We start from the raw sequence: 18,565 nt of genomic DNA on the forward strand, positions 1-18,565 counted from the left end.
GGCCGGCTGGCGCCGACCAGTCTAGGAGCGGAAGTGCGGGAGTGCCCGGGCCGGGCACCTTGCCGGGCGCGCGGCGCTCAGGTCCGGGCGACCGCCGCGAGCACGGCGTCGTCGAGGTCGCGGTCGGCGAGGACGAGCCGTACGGCGTCGGGGTCGGGGTTGCCGGCATCGGGCCCGCGCCACACGAGCCGCAGCCCCGCCCGCTGCGCCGTCGCGCGCGACGCGGCGTTGTGCTCCAGCAGGAATGCGACGACGGGGACGTCGGGCAGACGCTCCGCGGCGAGGTCGAGGGCCGCGCGGGAGAGCTCGACGGCGAACCCGTGGCCCTGCTGCTCGGGGGACAGGCGGTAGTAGAGGTTGAGCGCCCCGGTGGGCCGCAGCCGCACGCCGCCGATCCCGACGAACGCGCCGTCGTCGCGTCGCCGCGTCGTCCAGTAGCCGATGCCGTCGCGCGCCCAGTCGGCCGCGAAGTCCTCCAGCTGGGCGGCGGTCTGCTCGCGGCTGGTGTGCCGCCCGACGGGGAAGTGCACCCAGACGCGCGGGTCGGCGTGCAGGTCGTGCAGCGCGTCCAGGTCGGCGGGGGCGACGGGCGCGAGGTCGAGGCGGTCGGTGGTGCGGTGGTCGGAGGCCGATGTCCCGGCGGCGACGTGCGGGCTGTCGTGCGAGGTCACGCCGCGACGCTACGGGCGGGTACCGACAGGTGCGCCACGAGTCGAGGTCACGCCTCGGCGAGGTCGGCCAGCGCGCTCTCGATCGCGCGGTGGAACGTGGGGTAGGCGTAGATCATGTGGCGCAGCCCGGCCACGGGCACCCGGGCCTGCACGGCGAGCGTGAGCACGGCGAGGATCTCGCCGCCCGCCGGGCCGGCGACGGTCGCGCCGACCAGCACGCCGGCGTCGGCGTCCTCGACCAGCTTCACCAGGCCCGCGTTGCCCGGCCCGTGCACGAAGCCGCGCGAGGAGGCGGCCAGGTCGGTGCTGCCGGTGCGGACGTCGAGCCCGGCCTCGCGGGCCGCGGCCTCGGTGAGCCCGACGCCGCCGATCTCCGGGTCAGTGAACGTCACGTGCGGCACGGCGCGGTAGTCTGCCCGCTCGGCGTCGTCCCCGTCCGTGCCGAGGATGTCCGCGACGGCGATGCGCGCCTGGTACATCGAGACGTGCGTGAACGCGCCCTTGCCCGTGACGTCGCCGATCACCCAGACGCCGTCGGCGGCGCGGAGGCGGTCGTCGACGGCGATCGTGCGGCCGGTGTCGTCGATCCCGGCCGCGGCGACCCCGAGCGCCCGCAGGTCGGTGCGGCGCCCGGCGGCGACGAGCAGGCGCTCGGAGACCAGCTGCGTGCCGTCGCCGAGGGTGAGCGTGAACGTGGAGCCGTCGTGTCCCACACCGGCGGCCCTCGCGTCCGTGCGCACGCCGATGCCCTCGGCGGCGAACCGGCCGGCCAGCAGCTCGCTCGCCTCGGGCTCGTCGGGGCCGAGCAGGCGCGGACCGGCCTCGACCACCTCGACGGCGGTGCCGAACCGCGCGAAGACCTGCGCCAGCTCGCAGCCGATGGCCCCGCCGCCGAGCACCGTGAGCGACGTGGGCGCCGCGGTGGCGCGCACCGCGTCCCGGTTGGTCCAGTACGGCGTGCCGGCCAGGCCCTCGACGGGCGGCACGGCGGGCTCGGTGCCCGGGTTGAGCACGACGCCCCGCGTCGCGCGGAACCGGCGCTCGCCGTCGGCGGTGGCGACCGCCACCTCGCGCGGGCCGACGAGGCGCCCGCGGCCGCGCACGACGCGCGCCCCCGCCTTCTCCAGCCGCTCGACGGCGGCGGTGTCGTCCCAGTCGGCGGTGGCCTCGTCGCGCACGCGCCGCGCCACCGGCGCCCAGTCCGGCGTGACCTCCACGCTCCCGGCGAGCGTGGCCGCGCGCCGGGCCTCGGCGAGCGCGTCCGACGCGCGCACCATCATCTTGGTCGGGATGCAGCCGAAGTACGGGCACTCGCCGCCGACCAGGCGCGCCTCGACCGCGACGACGTCGAGGCCCGCGCGCGCCAGCCGGCCGGTCGCGTCCTCCCCGCCCGGGCCGGTGCCGATCACCACGACGTCGACGGTCTCGACGGGCTGCTCGGTCGTCATGCGAACCTCCTCGCGCGCGGGTGAGTGGCCGGGTGCGCCGACCTCGGCCAGCGCACCACATCGGCGCGCTCGTCGCGCGGCGAGGACCGCGTCGGTGGTGCGGCCGTGGTGCGTCGGTGGCGCACGGCAGGATGGCGTCGTGCACGTCGTCCTGACCCGAGGGCCCGGCGGCACGGTCCGCGTGCACGACGGTGCGCCCCGCGCCGTGCCTGCCTCCGGTCTGCCCGCTGCCGACCTGCCCGAGTTCGTCGCGGCGGGGGAGGCCGCCCAGGGTGGCGGGCCCCTCCCGCGCTGGACGTGGGACGACACGAACCGCTGGTACCCCGACCTGCTGCGCGCGGGCGTGCGCGTGGAGCGCGCGCACGACCTGCGGCTGGTGCACCGGATCCTGCGGCACTCCGCGTCCACCGCCGGGTCGGCGCTCGCGGCCGCCCCGGCCGGGGCCTGGGACGCGATGGCCCCGACGCCCGCGGGCACCGCGCTGCCGGTGGGCGCTCGCCGCGCACCGCAGGACGACGCCCTCTTCGACCTCGCCGGGCCCCTGACCACGACCGCGACGTCGGCCCCGGCGGAGGGGCTGGACCCGGCCGCCGAGCTGGGGCTCCAGGAGGACGCGGTGCGCGGGTCGGCGGCGCCCGGACGGCTGCGCCTGCTCGCGGCGGGGGAGTCGGCGGGCGCGCTGGTGGCCGCGGAGATGCACCACGCCGGGCTGCCGTGGCGCGGCGACGTGCACGACGCGATCCTCACCGAGGCCCTGGGGCCGCGACCCTCGGAGGGGCAGCGGCCCGCTCGGCTCGAGGAGCTCGCGCGGCAGATCCGCGCGGCCCTGGACGCGCCGCCGTCCCTCAACCCGGACTCCCACCCCGACCTGCTCAAGGCGATGCAGTACGCCGGTGTGGGGGCGCGCAGCCTGCGCAAGTGGGAGCTGGAGACGATCGACCACCCGGTGGTCGCGCCGCTGCTGGAGTACAAGAACCTCTACCGCCTGCTCACGGCCAACGGCTGGCACTGGCTCGACGAGTGGGTGACCGACGGCCGGTTCCGCACGGAGTACGTGGTGGGCGGCGTGGTCACGGGCCGCTGGGCGTCGACGGGCGGCGGCGCGCTGCAGCTGCCGAAGGGCGTGCGCCGCGCGGTCGTGGCGGATCCGGGCTGGTGCCTCGTCGTGGCGGACGTCGCCCAGCTCGAGCCGCGCGTGCTCGCAGGCATGGCGGGCGACGAGGCCATGGCCGGCGCGGGCCGGGCGGGCGACCTGTACGCCGGCATCGTCGCCTCGGGGGCCGTGCCCACCCGGGAGCTCGCCAAGGTGGGCATGCTCGGCGCGATGTACGGGGGAACCACCGGGGCCAGCGCGCAGGTGCTGCCGCGGCTCGGGCGGGAGTACCCGCGCGCGATCGCGCTGGTGGAGGAGGCCGCGCGCACCGGCGAGCGCGGCGGCGTGGTCTCGACGTGGCTCGGGCGGTCGTCGCCGGCCCCCGGCTCGGCGTGGGACGAGGCGCAGGCCGGCGCGTTCGCGGACGACGCCGGCGCGGATGCGGCGGCCCGCGCCCGGTCGGTCACGCGCTCGTGGGGCAGGTTCACCCGCAACTTCGTGGTGCAGGGCACGGCGGCGGAGTGGGCGCTGTGCTGGATGGCGTCGATCCGGCGTCGGCTGTGGGCGCTCGGCACGGCGCCGGGGGCCCGGGCGGGCCTGGCACCCGCGCCGTTCGCCGACCGGCCCCACCTCGCGTTCTTCCTGCACGACGAGGTCGTGGTGCACGCGCCGCTCGAGCTCGCCGACGCCGTCGCCGCCGAGGTGCGGGCCGCGGCCGAGGAGGCCGGACGGCTGCTGTTCGGCGACTTCCCGGTCGACTTCCCGCTGACGGTCGCGACGGTCGACTCGTACGCGGAGGCCAAGTAGCCGTCCCCGGCTTTAGGGTCGGGCCATGGCCACCGGCACCGCAGACAGCACCGCACCCAGCACCCCGGCCCTGCGCGACGTCGTCGCCGTCCTGGAGGACCTGTACCCGCCGGCGACGGCGGAGGGCTGGGACGCCGTCGGGCTGGCCCTGGGCGACCCGGCCGCGCCGGTGCGCAAGGTGCTGCTCGCCGTCGACCCCGTGGCCGACGTCGTCGACGAGGCGATCGCGTGGGGCGCGGACCTGCTGATCACCCACCACCCGCTGTTCCTGCGGCCGGTGCACTCGGTGGCGGCCACGACCTTCAAGGGCGACGTCGTGCACCGGCTGCTGACGGCCGGTTGCGGCCTGTACGTCGCGCACACCAACGCCGACGCCGCGCCGCGCGGGGTCGCGGACGCGCTGGCCGACCTCGTCGGCATCGCCGACCGGCGCCCCCTCGTGGTGGGCGACGACGCCGACGGAGTCGAGCGCGGGATCGGGCGCGTGGGGCGGCTCGCCGAGCCGACGACGCTGGGGGCGTTCGCCGAGCGTGTCGCCTCCGTGCTGCCCGCCACGGCGCAGGGCGTGCGGGTGGCGGGCGACCCGGACGCCCCGGTCGCGACGGCCGCCGTCGTGGGCGGGTCGGGGGACTCGCTGTTCGACGCCGTCCGCGCGGCCGCCGTCGACGTGTACGTGACCGCGGACCTGCGCCACCACCCGGCCTCCGAGCTGCGCGAGCGCGCCGTCTTCGAGGCCCGCGGCACGGGCGGCGCGGCGGCGACGCCGTACCTCGTGGACGTGGCGCACTTCGCGAGCGAGTGGCCATGGCTGCGGTACGCCTCCGAGGATCTTCTGGCGCGGCTGCCAGAGGGTACGGTGACCACCAGGGTGAGCACGATCGGCACCGACCCGTGGACCGCGCGGGTGGCGAGCACGGCTCGTTGACGCCGCCGGGCGCCCCACCAGCTGAACACACGCGAGAGGACCCACCCGTGGCCACTGCACCGTCCGAGGACCAGCGCCGACTGCTCGAGGTCCAGGCCCTCGACACGCGGCTGCAGCAGCTCGTCCACCAGCGCCGGAACCACCCGTCGCTGGCCACGATCGCCGAGCTCGACGGTCGTATGGGCGACCTGCACACGTCGCTCGTCGACTCCCGCACCGCGGTGGGCGACCTCGAGCGCGAGGTCGCGAAGGCGGAGGCCGACGTCGCGCAGGTGCGCACGCGCGCGACGAAGGACCAGCAGAAGCTCGACTCCGGCGCCCTGTCCGCGAAGGACTCCCAGGCGCTCGTCAGCGAGCTCGAGTCCCTCGCGCGACGGCAGTCGGTGCTGGAGGACACGGAGCTCGAGGTCATGGAGCGCCTCGAGGCGCACCAGGCCGCGCTCGCCGAGGTCGAGTCCGCCCACGCGGAGCTCCAGGCCGCCAAGGACGCCGCGGCCGCCGAGCGCGACGCGGCCTGGGCGGAGATCAACGCGACGGGGTCGAAGGTCAAGGCGGAGCGCGAGGCTGCCGCGGCGGGCCTCGACGCCGGCCTCCTCGCCCTGTACGACAAGCTGCGGGCGCAGCTCGGCGGCGTGGGCGCCGCGGCGCTGCGCGGCGGCCGGTGCGAGGGCTGCCGGCTGGAGCTCAACCCGGGCGACCTCGCGGCCGCCAAGGGCGCCCCGGCCGACCAGATCGTGCGCTGCGAGGAGTGCGGCCGCATCCTCGTGCGCCTGCCCGACGAGGGCGCGGCGGCCTGATGGCCCGCCCGTCCGGGGCGAGCCCGCTGGACCCCGCCGCCTCCCGGACGGTCGTCCTGGTGCGGCACGGCGTCACCGCCCTGACGGAGGCGCGCGCCTACTCGGGCGGCAGCGTGCCCGGCCCGCCGCTCACCCCGCGCGGGCGCACCCAGGCGGCGCGCGCCGCGGACGCCGTCTTCCGGATCGGCAAGGACCTGTGGCCGGACCTGCCGCGCGCTGGCGCCCTCGTCGCGTCGCCGATCGTGCGCGCGGTGGAGACGGCCGCCGCGATCGGGCGCCGGACCGGGCAGCACGTGCGCACCGACGAGCGGTTCGCCGAGGGCGACTTCGGCGCCTGGGAGGGGCTGACGCCGGAGGAGATCGCCGCCGGCTGGCCGGACGAGCTCGCGGCGTGGACGGCGACCGGCACCACCCCCGCGCCGGGCGGCGAGTCGTACGCGGCCGTGGGCGAGCGGGCCTGGGGCGGGCTGCGCGACGTGGTCGCGGCGGCCGACCCGGCCGCCACCAGCGTCGTCGTCGCGCACACCGTGACGATCCGCGCCCTCGTCGGCCGCGCGCTCGGCGCCCCGCCCGCGTCGTGGCCGCGGCTGCGGGTGCCGCCGTGCTCGCTCACCGTGCTGCGGTTCGCGGTCGACGACGGCGAGCCGGCCCTCGCGGAGGTCACCGCGACCGGGTTCCCGACCGACGTCTGATCCCGGGCCCGGACCGGCCGCACGAGAACCGTCCCGTCGTCAGCGTTTCGGGGGCTTCGGCGGCGTCGCGAGCGCGAGGTCGACACCGCGCGCCACCCAGGCGTGCAGGGCTGCCTCGTCGGCCGTGACCGACGCGGGCACCCCCACCATGCCGCGCATGACGCGCTCGCCCATCCGCAGCTCGTGACTGCCGTCGGCGAGGGCGTCGTCATAGCCGTCCGTGCCGACATGGACCATCAGCTCGTCGCGCGTGATCCCGACGGCCATGTGCGTGTGCACCAGGAACGCCAGGCCGCCGAACATCTTCTGCTCGGTGAAGTCGGCGCGCTCGCCGACGGCGTCGCGCACGCGGGCGGCGAGGTCCTCGTCGTAGGCCATGCGGCCAGTGTGCGCCGGGTGCCCGACGTCCCGCCCGCCGGCACCGGTACCCGCACCGGCGCCGTAGCCCCGTGCGGTCAGGCGATGACGACCTCGAGCGTGCGCGGCCCGCGCCGCGTGGTGGCGTCGTGCAGCGTCGCCTCGACCATCCGGTACGACAGGCCGGTGCCCACCTCCGTGCCGATGACCTGGCCGTCGAGCTCGCGGGCGGCGTCGAGGAGCTGGTCGGCGCTGGTCGGCGCGGGGCCGGAGCGGCGCAGCAGGTGCCCGGTGAGCACGCCGCGCGTGTGCTTGGCGTTGTGCGACACGACCGTGCGCTTGCCGTCGGCCTCGCGCACGACCCGCACCGTGACCCAGTCCGTCGCGTCGTCGCCGGTAGTGGCGGGCTTCCATGCGGCGAGGTAGGCGGCCGACCGGCAGTCGACGACGACGTCGCCCGCGGCCCGCGCGTCGAGCGCGGCGGCCAGGTGCGGGCGCCATGCGGTGGCGAGCTTGCCGACGCCCGGCAGGTCCACGGCCATCGAGAGGCGGTAGGCGGGGATGAGGTCGGCGGGGGAGACGGCGCCCCACAGGCCGGAGAACACGCGCACGTCGCGGGCGGCGACGTCCGCGACGTCGTCGGGGAGGTCGGCCAGGCCCGCCGCCGCGTACAGGACGCCCGTGTACACACGGGACGCGGGCGCGGTGGGCGCGGCCTTGAGCTCGGTGTTGCGCGCGACCACGTCGACGAGCGACGCGCCCACGCCCAGGAGGGCGGTGGCGTCCGGCCGCGCGCTCGTGGCGGCGAGCGCGTCGAGGACGGCGCGCCGCTGGTCGGTGAGGTGCTCCGCCGCCGTGAGGCGGGCCAGGTCGACCGGGGCGGCGCCGACGGGCGCGGGGGTCTTGCCCTCGGAGGGCGGCAGGCAGATCAGCACCCGGACACCTTAAGCGGGCGCGTCCGGCGGGTCGTCACCGGGGGACGGCGACCGGCTCGTCCCAGTCGACGCGGTAGTCCGTGACCCAGTCGTGCGTCCTGCGCGCGGCGGCCCGACCCACGAGCGGCAGGATGACGCGGTCGCGCAGTGTCCTGGTGACGAGGCCGGGGATCTTGAGGTTCGACGTGCGCTTCGCCTGCGCGACGAGCCGCTCCACCCGACGGCGGCGCAGCCCTTCGAAGGCGGCGAACGCGGCGGCGGGCTCGCCGAGGTCGCGCAGACAGCGCGCCAGGACGAGGCCGTCCTCGAGCGCCAGCGACGCGCCCTGCCCCGACGTCGGGGAGATCGCGTGCGCGGCGTCGCCGACGAGCCCGACCGGGCCGCGGTGCCACACCGGCACCTGCGGGAGGTCGCGGGTGGCCCAGGGGCCGTCGATCGTCGGGCTGGCGTCGACGAGCGCGAGCGCGGGGGAGTCGTCGTCGGCGAACAGGCGCCGCAGCTCGGCGCGCCACGCGTCCGGGGTCCACGCGGCGAGGTCGGCGTCGGACGGCTCCGCGGGCTCGGGCAGGTTGGCGAACCACCACACGTCGCCCGGACCGCGCCGGACGTACGCGAAGAACGCGCGCTTCCCGAAGACCATCGTGAAGACGCCGTCGGGGCCGTCGACGTCCACGCCGCGCGCGTAACCACCGGTGTTGAGCAGGCCGGTGTAGCGCGGGGCGGGGGCTGACGGGTCGAGGATCTGTCGCGTGCGGGAGCGGATGCCGTCGGCGCCGACGAGCAGGTCGGCCGTGGTCGTGCTGCCGTCGGCGAACGCGGCGGTGACCCGGCCGTCGGCACGGACCTCGGCGTCGACGAGGCGACGACCGTGCTCGACCGCGATGCCGCGCCGCTCCGCCGCGTCGCGCAGGGCGGCGTAGAGGTCTGCCCGACGCACCGTCTGGCTGCGCACCCCGCCGCCGGGTGCGGACTGGGGGACGGTGGCCACCAGCCGACCGGTCTCGTTGCGCATCTGCATGGTGGGGGTGTCGAAACCCCCGAGGTCGCCGTGGTCCACGCCGAGCACCTCGAGCGCGTGCAGCCCGTTGGGGGCCACGGTGAGGAACGAGCCGGCGTCGTCCGCGGAACGGTCGTACGCCTCGACGACGCGGACGTCGAGGCCTGCCTTCTGGAGGGCCATGGCGGTCGCCGGCCCGGCGACGCCCCCTCCGATCACGAGTGCTTCCATGCTGACACCATAAAATGGCTAGCCATAAATTGGCAAGGGGGTCGATCGTCGCCCTAGGCTGTGCCCGTGACCGATCGACCGCGCTCGCCGCTCGCGATGGTGCTGCTCGCCCTCCTGGCCGAGGAGCCGATGCACGCCTACCGGATGCAGCGTCTGCTCAAGACCCGCCAGAAGGACGCCGTCGTCAACGTGGCGCGCAGCAACAGCGTCTACCAGGCGCTCGACCGCCTCGAGCGCGACGGGTACGTCACCGCGGGGGAGAAGGTCGCGGCGGACTCCGCGCCGGCCCGCGTGGTGTACGCGCTCACGGACGCCGGCCGCGAGGTGCTCTGGCGGTGGATGGACGCGGCGCTCGCGGCGCCCGCGCGGGAGTTCCCCGAGTTCCGCGCCGTGCTCGCGGTGGTCTCGCTCCATGCCCCCGAGCTGGTCGCCGACCGGCTCGAGGAGCGCGCGGCGAGGCTCGAGGAGATCCTCGAGAAGGCGGCCGGCGAGGACGAGGCCATGACGCAGATGGGGCTGCCGCGCGTGCTCATGCTGGAGAACGAGCACCTCGTGGCCGTGACCGCCGCCGAGCTGGCGTGGGTGCGCGCCGTCGTCGCCGACCTGCGCTCCGGCGCGCTCTCCTGGGACGCCGACCAGATGCGCGCCACCAGCGCCGCCCACGAGAGCGCCGACTGACCGGGCCGGTCCGACAGGTGGGATGCCCCCGGGACAGTCCCGACGCCGTCGGCTAGCGTCGCCGGGCATGGTCCAGGTGAAGGTCTACGGCAACCGGTCGGTGTGGGGTCAGCGGCGCGCGGAGGTCTCCGACGCGCTGCACGCGGCGCTGGTCGGGGCCTGGCAGATCCCCGAGGACAAGCGGTTCCACCGGTTCCTGCTGCTGGACGACGGCGACCTCGTCGCCCCGCGCTCCGACGAGTACCTGATGATCGAGATCGTCGCGTTCGCCGGGCGCTCGCGGGAGGCGAAGCGCGAGCTGATCCGCCGCGTCTACGACGACGTCGCCCCCGCGCTGGGCGTGGCCGCCGACGACGTCGAGCTCGTCGTCATCGAGTCGCCCGCCGAGAGCTGGGGCATCCGTGGCCGGTCGGGGGACGAGCTCTCGCTGAGCTACAAGGTCGACGTCTGAAGTCGACGTCTGAACCCGCAGGCAGGACCGCATAGACTGTGTCACGCGGACGAGTCGGTCGGACGGTCGCGTCGGCGGTGCCCTCGGGCGTCGTCGCCGAGGAACGTCCGGGCTCCGAAGGGCGAGGTGGTGGCTAACGGCCACCCGGGGTGACCCGCGGGACAGTGCCACAGAGAACAGACCGCCGACGCCGGGCGACCGGCGTAGGTAAGGGTGAAACGGTGGTGTAAGAGACCACCAGCGCGGCCGGTGACGGTCGTGGCTCGGTAAACCCCACCTGGAGCAAGGTCAGACAGATTGTGTTTGAGGGTTGCCCGCCCGATTCTCTGGTGAGAAGCACAGTCGGGTAGACCGCTCGAGCCCTGCGGCAACGCAGGGCCTAGATGGATGACCGTCGCCCGCGCCCGGGTAACCGGGCGCGGGAACAGAACCCGGCGTACAGACCGGCTCGTCCGCTTCATACGGTCTGACCTGCGGCTGGAGCTCGACCAGCAGGTCGACCGCCCCCGGACGGCGCACGACGACCCGACCGTGAGCGCCGACGTCGTCGAGGGGCAAGCGTCCGACGTCGTCGTCGACGCCTCGAAGGCCGCCGACCTCCTCGTCGTCAGGCGAGGGCCTTCGTCTTGAGCTGTGCGAACTCGGTCGCGTCGATCGCACCGGAGTCGAGCAGCGCCTTCGCCTGCGCGATGTCGTCGGCGGCGGACCGTGACGTGCCGACCGTCGACCGGATGTACTCGTCGGTCATCTGCCTCTGCGCCACGCGCTCCTCGTGGTGCCGCTCGGCCATCCCGCGGCCGCGCGCGATGAGGTAGACCAGCGCGGACAGCAGGGGCAGCACGATGAGGAAGACGACCCACAGCGCCTTCCACCAGCCGTTGAGCGACCGGTCGCGGAACAGGTCGGCGACGATCTGGAACAGCATGATCAGGTAGGCGAACAGGAAGAACCACCAGAGCATCAGCCAGAACCAGTCCCAGAAGGTGTCCATCGCGGGGCTCCTCAGGTCGGAGGGGCGGCCGCCCGGCGTGGCGGCCACCCCTACTGTCGGGGCGGGCGACGGCCGCGGCCTCACCCGCCGGGGGTAGTCGCGTCCCCGCAGGCCGGAGGGCATGCCGGCACGCTCACCCGGGGCGGGTGAGGCAGCCGCGCCGGGTCGCTGTGAGGGTGGACGCGCACCGTGAGGAGGCGCGATGACCGCTGCGCAGATCCCCCGGCACGCCGCCGGCTGGCACACCGCGACCGGGCCGGAGGTGTGCGCGCAGCTCGGCGTCGACCCGGCGCGCGGGCTCACTTCCGCGGAGGCCGTCGAACGGCGCGCCCGGTACGGCCCCAACGCGTTGGCCGAGGAGCGCCGCGAGCGGCCCTGGCAGGCGTTCCTGCGCCAGTACCGCGACCTCATGCAGCTGGTGCTGGTGGCCGCCGCGGTGGTGAGCATCGTCGCGCTCGGCGACGTCACGACCGGCGTCGTCGTCTTCTCCCTCACCGTGCTCAACGCCCTCATGGGGCTGCACCAGGAGGGCAAGGCCGCCCAGAGCGTGGCGGCGCTGCGCGAGATGCTCGTGATGACGGCCACCGTGCGGCGTGACGGCCGGCAGGTGCAGGTGCCCGCCGAGGAGCTCGTGCCCGGCGATGTCGTGGGCTTCGAGGCGGGCGGCAAGGTGCCCGCCGACGGGCGTCTGCTGGTCGCCGCCTCCCTGGAGATCGAGGAGGCGGGCCTGACGGGGGAGAGCACGCCCGTGCCGAAGACGATCGACCCCGTGGGTGCCGTCGATGCGCCGCTCGGCGACCGCACCGGCATGGCGTACATGAACTCGCAGGTCACCCGCGGGCGCGGCGAGATGGTCGTCACGGCCACCGGCATGGACACCGAGGTGGGCCGGATCTCCGGGATGCTCAGCGGCGTCGAGCAGGACAAGACGCCGCTGACCCGTCAGCTCGACCGGATCACGGTGATCATCACCGTGATGGCGGCCGTGGCGCTGGTGGTGGTCGTGGTCCTCGGCCTCACGCGCGGTGAAGACTTCGACAGCCTGTTCGTGGTCGGCATCAGCCTGGCGATCGCCGCCATCCCGACCGGCCTGCCCGCCGTCGTGACGATGCTGCTGTCCCTCGGCACGCGGAACCTCGCCGACGCGGGCGCCATCGTGAAGCGGCTCAAGTCGGTCGAGACGCTCGGCTCGACGTCGGCCATCTGCTCCGACAAGACCGGCACGCTCACGCTGAACCAGATGACCGCGCGGCGCCTCGTCCTCGCCGGCCGACGCTTCACCGTCGAGGGGGAGGGCTACTCGACGACGGGCCGGATCCTCGCGGCGGCGGGCGACGAGGGCGCGCCGCTGGACCAGGTGGCGCTCCCGATGGCGCTCGCGAGCGACGCCGTCGTGGCCGACGGCGCGTGCGTCGGCGACCCGACCGAGGGCGCGCTGGTGGTGCTGGCTGCGAAGGCGGGGCTGGACGTCGAGGAGACGCGCCGGGAGCACCCGCGGGTCGCGGAGGTGCCGTTCGACGCCGAGTACAAGTTCATGGCCACCTTCCACGAGATCGACGGCGCGACGCGATGCTTCGTCAAGGGCGCGCCCGACGTCCTGCTCGCACGCTCCGACCGCTACCTCACGGCGGACGGCGGCAGCGCCCTGCTCGACGACGAGGGCCGCGCGCGCGTCCTCGAGGCGAACGACGCCCTGGCGGGCGAGGGCATGCGCGTGCTGGCCGTGGCCCGGACCACGGTGGCCCCTGACACCCTGCGCGGCGACCTGCTCGACGTCGTGCGGGGGTTGGAGCTGGTCGCCCTCGTGGGGATCGTGGACCCGCCGCGCCGCGAGGCGCGCGACGCGATCGCCGCGTGCGCGAGCGCGGGGATCCGCGTGCGGATGATCACGGGCGACCATGTGACCACGGCGGGCGCGATCGCCGCCCAGCTCGGCATCACGGGCCGGGCGCTCACGGGCGCCGAGTTCGCGGCCCTGTCCGACGGCGAGCTCGACGCGCACGTGGACGAGATCGGCGTCGTGGCGCGCGTCGCGCCGGAGGACAAGGTGCGCCTGGTCGACGTCCTCAAGCGGCGCGGGGAGATCGTCGCGATGACGGGCGACGGAGTCAACGACGCTCCGGCGCTGGCGCGGGCCGACATCGGCGTCGCGATGGGGATCACCGGCACGGAGGTCACCAAAGACGCCGCGGAGATGATCCTCACCGACGACAACTTCGCCACGATCGTCACCGCCGTCGAGGGCGGGCGCGGCCTCTACGACAACCTCATGAAGTACATCCGCTTCCAGATGGTGGTGCTGATCGGCTTCATCCTCACGTTCGTCGGGGCGGGCGTGTTCGTCGTGGCGGCCGGCACGCCGCTGACGCCGCTGCAGATCCTGTGGATCAACTTCGCGATCGACGTGCTGCTGGCGATCGGGCTCGGGTTCGACGCGCCCACCCCGGGCCTCATGGCACGACGCCCGCGCTCCCCGTCCGCGCCGGTGATCGGGCGCGGGCTCGCGGCGCGGCTCGCGGTCGGCGGGGTGCTCATCGCCACGGGCACCCTGATCGTCGTGGGCTACGGCGAGGCCCGGTTCGACCTGACCGTCGCAACGACGATGGGCCTGACCGCCATGTCGCTGCTGCACGTCGTGGCCGCGCTGGAGTGGCGAGACCAGCGCGCCGGCGTCCTGTCGCACGACACGCTCGCGAACGGCCGGTTCGTGATGCTGATGCTCACCGCGCTGGGGCTGACCTTCCTCGTGACGACGCTCGACGGGCTGGAGCGCATCTTCGGCACGACGCCGCTCGACGGCGGGCAGTGGGGCGTGTGCGCCCTCGTGGCGCTCGGGTACCTGCTCCTCGTCGAGGCGGGCAAGGCGGTGCTGCGCGCCCTGGACCGGCGCGGCTAGGGCAGGAGTCCCAGCCGGCGGCCCTGCCGCACGGCGTCGCGCCGCGAGCCGACGCCGAGCTTGCGGTAGAGCGCCTTGAGGTGCGCCTTGACCGTGTTGACGGAGACGAACAGCTCCTCGGCGATCTCGACGTTGCTCGCCATCGTGGGCAGCGTGGCCAGGACGGCGAGCTCGCGGGCGGTGAGCGGCTCGAGCGGGGCCGGGGGCCCACCGGCACCGGTGTCGGGCAGCACCCCGCGGAGCCGCTCGGCGAGGGGGTCGTCCCGGCCGGCGACGGCCGCGGCCACGACCGGGCGCAGGGTGGCTCCGGCGACGGTGAGGAACGGCGCGACGAGCACCTCGGGGGCCGCGGCGCGCAGGGCGCGCTCGACGGCGGGCTCGGCGTGGCGGGCTCCGGTCCGCACGAGGACGGTCGCCTCGACGAGGGCCGCCTCGACGCGCGTGAGGTCGTCGGCCTCGGCCGGGTCGGCGGCCGCCAGCCCGTGCACGGCGCGCAGGGCCTCGCCGCTGCGCCCCGCGGCGAGCAGCAGGCGGGCGCGGCACACCCGGGCGACGGGGGTGGGCCGCACGACGGCGCCCCCGGCCGCCGTGCCGCCGAGGGTTCCGGGCACCACCCCGGCGGCCAGCGCGGCGTCGGTCGCGGCGCGGGCGCGGAGGTCCGCGAGGAGCGGCGGTACCGGGTGGGGCGCGGTCGGCTCCGCGGCCGCGGCGAGCTCCCGCCGCGCCCGCCGGGCGTCGCTCTGCCGCGCGGCGAGGAGCGACTCGAGCAGGTGCACCGCGGCCTGCGGCGCCGGGTCGGGCAGGCCGGACGTCGCGGCCCGGGCCTGGGCGAGCAGAGTGCCGGCCCGCGTCTCCTCCGCGCGCTGCAGCGCGACCCAGGCGAGCGCGGCGAGCGCGGGCGCGGTCTGCACGTGGCCGACCCAGCCGCGCGCGGACGCGCGGTCGACCACGGCCCGCGCCCGGTCGGTGCCGCCGGTGAGGCGCCCGTCCGCGACGTCCTGCAGAGCCCGGGCGGCGTGCGCGCCGAGGGTGACGAGGGCGGCGGCCTGCCGGTCGTCCTCGGGAGTGTCCGGCAGGCCGGCAGGGCCTGCGACGCCGTCCCGGCGCGGGACGGCGCACCACGCCCGCCCGGCCTCGTGGTGGGCGCGCGCGAGCGACCGGTAGGTCGCGAGCGCGGGGAAGGGGAGCGGCACGCGGTCGGCGGCGGCGAGCGCGGCGCCCGCGGCGCGGTAGAGGCGGCCGACGTCGCCGACGGCGCGCGCCGCGGTGGCCTCGAGGTCCTCCAGGAGTACTGCCGCGCCGGGCTCCTGCGCCGGGTCGCCGAGCAGCTTGCGCGCGCGCCCGAGGTGGTGGAGCGCGCCGTCGGGGCGGCCGTCGACGAGGGCCAGCGTCGCGGTGCACAGGTGCAGGGCGACGGTGGGCGTCAGCGACGCGTAGGGCACCCGGTCGAGCGCGTCGACCACGGCCTGACGCCGCGGCCCGACGAGCTGCGCCGCCGCCACGTCGACGAAGACGTCGCCCACGAGCGCCCAGTCGGCGGACGCGACGGCGTGGTCGAGGGCGCGCACGGCCTCGCCGTGCCGTGCGAACCAGCGCGCGGCGGCGCGGTGCGCCTCGGCGCTGGCGGCCGGGTCCTCCAACCGCAGCTCCTGCTGCAGCATCTCCCGCAGCAGCGGGTGGTACCGGAACCACGACCCCTCGGCGTCGACGCGCGCCACGAACCCGTTCGACGCCGCGAGCTCGCGCAGCAGCCGGGGCGCGGGGGCGCCAGGGGCGAGCACGGCGGCGAGGTCCGCGCACAGGGTCGGCGTCACGCTCGTGCGCAGCAGGAAGGCCCGCGCCGTCGGGTCGAGGCGCTGCAGCACCTCCGCGAGGAGGAACTCGGCGGCCGACCGTTGCGCCCGGTCGCGGCGGACGGGGTCGTCGGAGGCGTCGAGGTGCAGCCGGACGCCGACGGGCCACCCGCCGGTCTCGGCGAGCAGCCTGTCGACGTCCTCGGCGCCGAGGGCCTGCCCCGCGACGGCGGCGAGCGACCCGGTCTCGGTGGGATCGAGGGCGAGGTCTCCCGCGCCGAGCTCGGTGACCTCGCCCTGGGCGCGCAGCCGCTGCAGGCTCAGTGCGGGGTCGAAGCGGGTGAGGATCACGAGGTGCAGGGGCAGCGGGTAGCGCAGCAGGTCGTCGACCGTCTCGAGCACCTTCGGCCCCGCGAGGTGGAAATCGTCCAGCACGAGGACGGCCGGCTCGGGCAGCAGGTCCACGGCGAGCAAGATCCGGCGCACCAGGTCGGGGGAGAGCCTCGACGGCACGGAGATCGCGCGGAGCGGATGGCCGGCCGGGACGGCACCCGAGCGGCGCAGGGCCACCAGGACGTCGGCCCAGAAGGCGGTCGGCGCGCGGTCGGCCGCCTCGAGGGTGAGCCAGGCGACCTGTGTCGCCCCCGGCCCGCGCGCCCAGGCGGCCACGGTCGTGGTCTTGCCCCAGCCGGGGCCCGCCGAGACGAGGGTGAGACGTCTCTGCCCGGTGTCGGCCAGGAGTCGGTCGACGCGCGGCCGGGCGACCGCGCCGGGGGACGGCGGAGGCACGGCCGTACGGGCGCGCAACGGCCCGGAGGCGTCGAGCCTGCGGGCCCGGTCCTCCGGCGCGCGGCGGGTGCCCACGGCGGCCATGGCCGCAGGCTAGGACCGCCCTCGGCACCTCGCGCGCCCTCGCCGGACGTCGTGGCCGGGGCGGGCGGGGCGCCGGGCCCGGGGCGCGCCGCGGTGGCCCTGGGCGACGGGCGGTGCGGGCCGGTCCGCGTCACCCGGGCGGGGTGACGCGCGCGGTGCGTCCCCTCGGTAGCGTCGGGACGACGCCGCTGCTCAAGGGCGTGGTGCCCGCGCCCGGGAGCCACGCACGGCCCGGGCGGCGGCGGTCGGGGAGCGTGCCCCGGGGCCGGTGGCCGGCGAGCCGCGGACCCCCGGCACGGCGCACGGCCGCGGCGAAAGTTCACCCGCGGGGCAGGGGTGGGTCGTACGGGTCGGGCGGGCAGGTGGTCGGCATGCTGTGGGTCGAGCTGACGGTCGTGGGCCGGGTGGGCGGCGACGCCGCGAGCCTGGTGGAGCTGGGCGCTGCTCGTGCCCGGACCCGCACGGTCCTCGACGTGTCCGTCCGTGACCAGTCCGCGCTGTACGGGCTGCTGCACCGGATGGCCGCCCTGGGGCTGGAGCTGGTCGAGCTGCGGACGGTCCCGGCCCGGCCCGCGGACGTCGAGATCGTCGTGCGCGGGCCGATCGGCCCGGTGGTGCGGGGGATGCTGGACGGCGTCGAGGCGGCGGCGCCCGCCGCGGTCACCTCACTCCGGGTGCGGGAGGCGGACCTGGGCGCGCTGCTCGCCGCCCTCGACGGCGCACCCTCACCCGCCGCGGGTGAGGACGGGTCGGCCCTCGCGCGGCACCGTGGGGCACGGAGCAGGGCGGCGGTCGTGGCGCGCGGCCCGCGGACGGGAGGACCACCCATGGACCCGACAGTCGAGGGCACGGGATCCGACGAGATGGGCCCCATCGACTACCTCGTCGTGGAGTTCCCGCAGAACCGGCTCGACGGGCGCGCGCTGCCGCTCCTCGTCGACCTCGTGGACCGCGGGATCATCCGCGTGCTCGACCTCGTCTTCGTCCGCAAGAGCGCGGACGGGGTGGTGACGACGGTCGACCTGGAGGACATCGAGGTCGAGGGGGACTTCGACGTGTCGGTGTTCCGTGGCGCGTCGTCGGGCCTGCTCGACGAGGACGACCTCACGGAGGCGGGGGGAGTGCTCGACCCGGGCAGCTCCGCCGGCGTCCTCGTCTACGAGAACGCGTGGGCGGGGCCGTTCGCCGCCGCGCTGCGTCGCGGCGGGGGTCTGCTCGTCGCCAGCGGCCGGATCCCGGTCCAGTCACTCCTCGGGGCGCTGGAGGCGGCCGAGGCCCGCTGACCCGACGGCCCGCTGACCCGACGTCGGCGCCGCGCCCGCGCGGCGGCGACCACCGCTTCGTCGATCCGCACACCATCCGCCGCCGGCCGGTCGGCCGGCGGCGCCGACCCGAGGAGGTCGACATGCCCGGTCTGCTCCGGGGCGTCGCCCGGACCGCCGTCGTCGCCGGCACGGCCAGCGCCGTGTCCGGGCGCGTGCAGCGCCGTCAGCAGGGGCGCTGGGCCGCGCAGGACGCCCAGCGTGCCCAGGAGGCGGGGTACGGCGGGTACCCGCCGGCGCCTGCGTACGCCCAGCCCGCCTACGCCCCGCCCCCGCCGCCCGCTCCGGCGCCACCCGCGCCGTCCGGCGGGCAGGACGCGATCATCGCCCAGCTCCGCGACCTGGCGGAGCTGAGGCAGCAGGGAGTCCTCACGGACGCCGAGTTCGCGGCGCAGAAGGCCCGGATCCTCGGGACGTAGCGATCCGGGGCGCGGGACGCACCATGACGCCGTGCTCTGTGAACGGTCGGTAAAGAAAGTCTCTGGCGAGGTTCCGCACAAGGTTCGCAGCGGTGTAGCGTTGCGGGCGTCGCGACGACGAGGTCGCGAGTCCGGAACGCAGTGCCCGAGACCGTGGCACGCAGGACGCAGAACGTGTGGGACGAAGGT

The 18,565-nt window shown here is 76.2% G+C and carries 16 protein-coding genes and 1 other RNA gene; 10 read left to right on the forward strand and 7 right to left on the reverse strand.

The window, feature by feature from the left end; all coding sequences use genetic code 11:
* Window positions 1-77: 77 nt before the first annotated feature.
* Both ACFWDO_RS04650 and ACFWDO_RS04655 read right to left on the reverse strand, forming a co-directional pair.
* A complete protein-coding gene (locus ACFWDO_RS04650; RefSeq protein ID WP_380316598.1) occupies window positions 78-671 on the reverse strand; it encodes a GNAT family N-acetyltransferase in 594 nt (197 codons plus the stop codon).
* 47 nt (window positions 672-718) lie between these two features.
* Window positions 719-2,119: a dihydrolipoyl dehydrogenase family protein gene (locus ACFWDO_RS04655; RefSeq protein WP_380316601.1), complete on the reverse strand. Its 1,401-nt coding sequence runs from the start codon at window positions 2,117-2,119 to the stop codon at window positions 719-721.
* 139 nt (window positions 2,120-2,258) lie between these two features.
* On the opposite strand from ACFWDO_RS04655, the gene ACFWDO_RS04660 reads away from it, so the two are divergent.
* From ACFWDO_RS04660 to ACFWDO_RS04675, 4 genes are read left to right on the forward strand one after another with little or no spacing between them, the layout of a single operon-like run.
* Window positions 2,259-4,019 carry a bifunctional 3'-5' exonuclease/DNA polymerase gene (locus ACFWDO_RS04660; RefSeq protein WP_380316604.1) on the forward strand — a complete coding sequence of 587 codons (1,761 nt, stop codon included), beginning with the start codon at window positions 2,259-2,261 and terminating at the stop codon, window positions 4,017-4,019.
* A gap of 25 nt (window positions 4,020-4,044) precedes the next feature.
* A complete protein-coding gene (locus ACFWDO_RS04665) occupies window positions 4,045-4,944 on the forward strand; it encodes a Nif3-like dinuclear metal center hexameric protein (protein ID WP_380316607.1) in 900 nt (299 codons plus the stop codon).
* 47 nt (window positions 4,945-4,991) lie between these two features.
* Complete coding sequence (locus ACFWDO_RS04670; RefSeq protein WP_380316610.1) at window positions 4,992-5,741, forward strand: zinc ribbon domain-containing protein; 750 nt, start codon at window positions 4,992-4,994, stop codon at window positions 5,739-5,741.
* On the forward strand, window positions 5,741-6,433 hold the full coding sequence (locus ACFWDO_RS04675) for a histidine phosphatase family protein (protein ID WP_380316613.1): 693 nt from the start codon (window positions 5,741-5,743) through the stop codon (window positions 6,431-6,433). The genes ACFWDO_RS04670 and ACFWDO_RS04675 overlap by 1 nt, the downstream gene beginning before the upstream one ends.
* Before the next feature lie 39 nt (window positions 6,434-6,472).
* Here ACFWDO_RS04675 and ACFWDO_RS04680 read toward each other — a convergent pair whose 3' ends face one another.
* The 3 genes from ACFWDO_RS04680 to ACFWDO_RS04690 all read right to left on the reverse strand — a co-directional run bounded on the left by ACFWDO_RS04680 (window position 6,473) and on the right by ACFWDO_RS04690 (window position 8,953).
* Window positions 6,473-6,811, reverse strand: a complete 339-nt coding sequence (locus ACFWDO_RS04680) for a TfoX/Sxy family protein (RefSeq protein ID WP_380316616.1) — start codon at window positions 6,809-6,811, stop codon at window positions 6,473-6,475.
* 77 nt (window positions 6,812-6,888) lie between these two features.
* Window positions 6,889-7,725 (reverse strand): YaaA family protein, encoded by an 837-nt coding sequence (locus tag ACFWDO_RS04685; RefSeq protein WP_380316619.1) that lies wholly within the window; start codon window positions 7,723-7,725, stop codon window positions 6,889-6,891.
* Between the two features lie 34 nt (window positions 7,726-7,759).
* Window positions 7,760-8,953 carry an FAD-dependent monooxygenase gene (locus ACFWDO_RS04690; RefSeq protein WP_380316622.1) on the reverse strand — a complete coding sequence of 398 codons (1,194 nt, stop codon included), beginning with the start codon at window positions 8,951-8,953 and terminating at the stop codon, window positions 7,760-7,762.
* Window positions 8,954-9,019: 66 nt separating this feature from the next.
* Between ACFWDO_RS04690 and ACFWDO_RS04695 the strand changes: the two genes are divergently transcribed.
* The 3 genes from ACFWDO_RS04695 to rnpB all read left to right on the forward strand — a co-directional run bounded on the left by ACFWDO_RS04695 (window position 9,020) and on the right by rnpB (window position 10,537).
* Complete coding sequence (locus ACFWDO_RS04695) at window positions 9,020-9,631, forward strand: PadR family transcriptional regulator (RefSeq protein ID WP_380316625.1); 612 nt, start codon at window positions 9,020-9,022, stop codon at window positions 9,629-9,631.
* Between the two features lie 67 nt (window positions 9,632-9,698).
* Entirely contained in the window at window positions 9,699-10,082 is a 384-nt protein-coding gene (locus ACFWDO_RS04700) for a tautomerase family protein (RefSeq protein WP_380316628.1), read from the forward strand.
* Window positions 10,083-10,132: 50 nt separating this feature from the next.
* Window positions 10,133-10,537: RNase P RNA component class A (gene rnpB, locus ACFWDO_RS04705), an RNA gene on the forward strand.
* Between the two features lie 152 nt (window positions 10,538-10,689).
* Here the strand turns inward: rnpB and ACFWDO_RS04710 are convergent.
* Complete coding sequence (locus tag ACFWDO_RS04710) at window positions 10,690-11,073, reverse strand: hypothetical protein (RefSeq protein ID WP_380316631.1); 384 nt, start codon at window positions 11,071-11,073, stop codon at window positions 10,690-10,692.
* A gap of 202 nt (window positions 11,074-11,275) precedes the next feature.
* Here ACFWDO_RS04710 and ACFWDO_RS04715 point away from each other — a divergent pair, with 202 nt between their 5' ends.
* Window positions 11,276-13,969: a cation-translocating P-type ATPase gene (locus ACFWDO_RS04715; RefSeq protein ID WP_380316634.1), complete on the forward strand. Its 2,694-nt coding sequence runs from the start codon at window positions 11,276-11,278 to the stop codon at window positions 13,967-13,969.
* Here ACFWDO_RS04715 and ACFWDO_RS04720 read toward each other — a convergent pair.
* On the reverse strand, window positions 13,966-16,635 hold the full coding sequence (locus ACFWDO_RS04720) for a LuxR C-terminal-related transcriptional regulator (protein WP_380316637.1): 2,670 nt from the start codon (window positions 16,633-16,635) through the stop codon (window positions 13,966-13,968). The genes ACFWDO_RS04715 and ACFWDO_RS04720 overlap by 4 nt on opposite strands.
* A gap of 371 nt (window positions 16,636-17,006) precedes the next feature.
* Here ACFWDO_RS04720 and ACFWDO_RS04725 point away from each other — a divergent pair, with 371 nt between their 5' ends.
* Window positions 17,007-17,918 carry a DUF6325 family protein gene (locus ACFWDO_RS04725; protein ID WP_380316640.1) on the forward strand — a complete coding sequence of 304 codons (912 nt, stop codon included), beginning with the start codon at window positions 17,007-17,009 and terminating at the stop codon, window positions 17,916-17,918.
* Between the two features lie 122 nt (window positions 17,919-18,040).
* Window positions 18,041-18,376 carry an SHOCT domain-containing protein gene (locus tag ACFWDO_RS04730; protein WP_380346817.1) on the forward strand — a complete coding sequence of 112 codons (336 nt, stop codon included), beginning with the start codon at window positions 18,041-18,043 and terminating at the stop codon, window positions 18,374-18,376.
* Window positions 18,377-18,565: the final 189 nt, after the last annotated feature.

The sequence above is a fragment of the Isoptericola sp. NPDC060185 genome (genome assembly GCF_042728595.1).
GTDB lineage: Bacteria > Actinomycetota > Actinomycetes > Actinomycetales > Cellulomonadaceae > Isoptericola.

Coding starts and splice junctions, on each gene's coding strand:
- ACFWDO_RS04725 (WP_380316640.1), top strand. CDS start 17,007: ATGCTGTGGGTCGAGCTGACGGTCGTGGGCCGGGTGGGCGGCGACGCC.
- ACFWDO_RS04655 (WP_380316601.1), bottom strand. CDS start 2,119: ATGACGACCGAGCAGCCCGTCGAGACCGTCGACGTCGTGGTGATCGGC.
- ACFWDO_RS04710 (WP_380316631.1), bottom strand. CDS start 11,073: ATGGACACCTTCTGGGACTGGTTCTGGCTGATGCTCTGGTGGTTCTTC.
- ACFWDO_RS04690 (WP_380316622.1), bottom strand. CDS start 8,953: ATGGAAGCACTCGTGATCGGAGGGGGCGTCGCCGGGCCGGCGACCGCC.
- ACFWDO_RS04700 (WP_380316628.1), top strand. CDS start 9,699: ATGGTCCAGGTGAAGGTCTACGGCAACCGGTCGGTGTGGGGTCAGCGG.
- ACFWDO_RS04680 (WP_380316616.1), bottom strand. CDS start 6,811: ATGGCCTACGACGAGGACCTCGCCGCCCGCGTGCGCGACGCCGTCGGC.
- ACFWDO_RS04730 (WP_380346817.1), top strand. CDS start 18,041: ATGCCCGGTCTGCTCCGGGGCGTCGCCCGGACCGCCGTCGTCGCCGGC.
- ACFWDO_RS04665 (WP_380316607.1), top strand. CDS start 4,045: ATGGCCACCGGCACCGCAGACAGCACCGCACCCAGCACCCCGGCCCTG.
- ACFWDO_RS04720 (WP_380316637.1), bottom strand. CDS start 16,635: ATGGCCGCCGTGGGCACCCGCCGCGCGCCGGAGGACCGGGCCCGCAGG.
- ACFWDO_RS04675 (WP_380316613.1), top strand. CDS start 5,741: ATGGCCCGCCCGTCCGGGGCGAGCCCGCTGGACCCCGCCGCCTCCCGG.
- ACFWDO_RS04715 (WP_380316634.1), top strand. CDS start 11,276: ATGACCGCTGCGCAGATCCCCCGGCACGCCGCCGGCTGGCACACCGCG.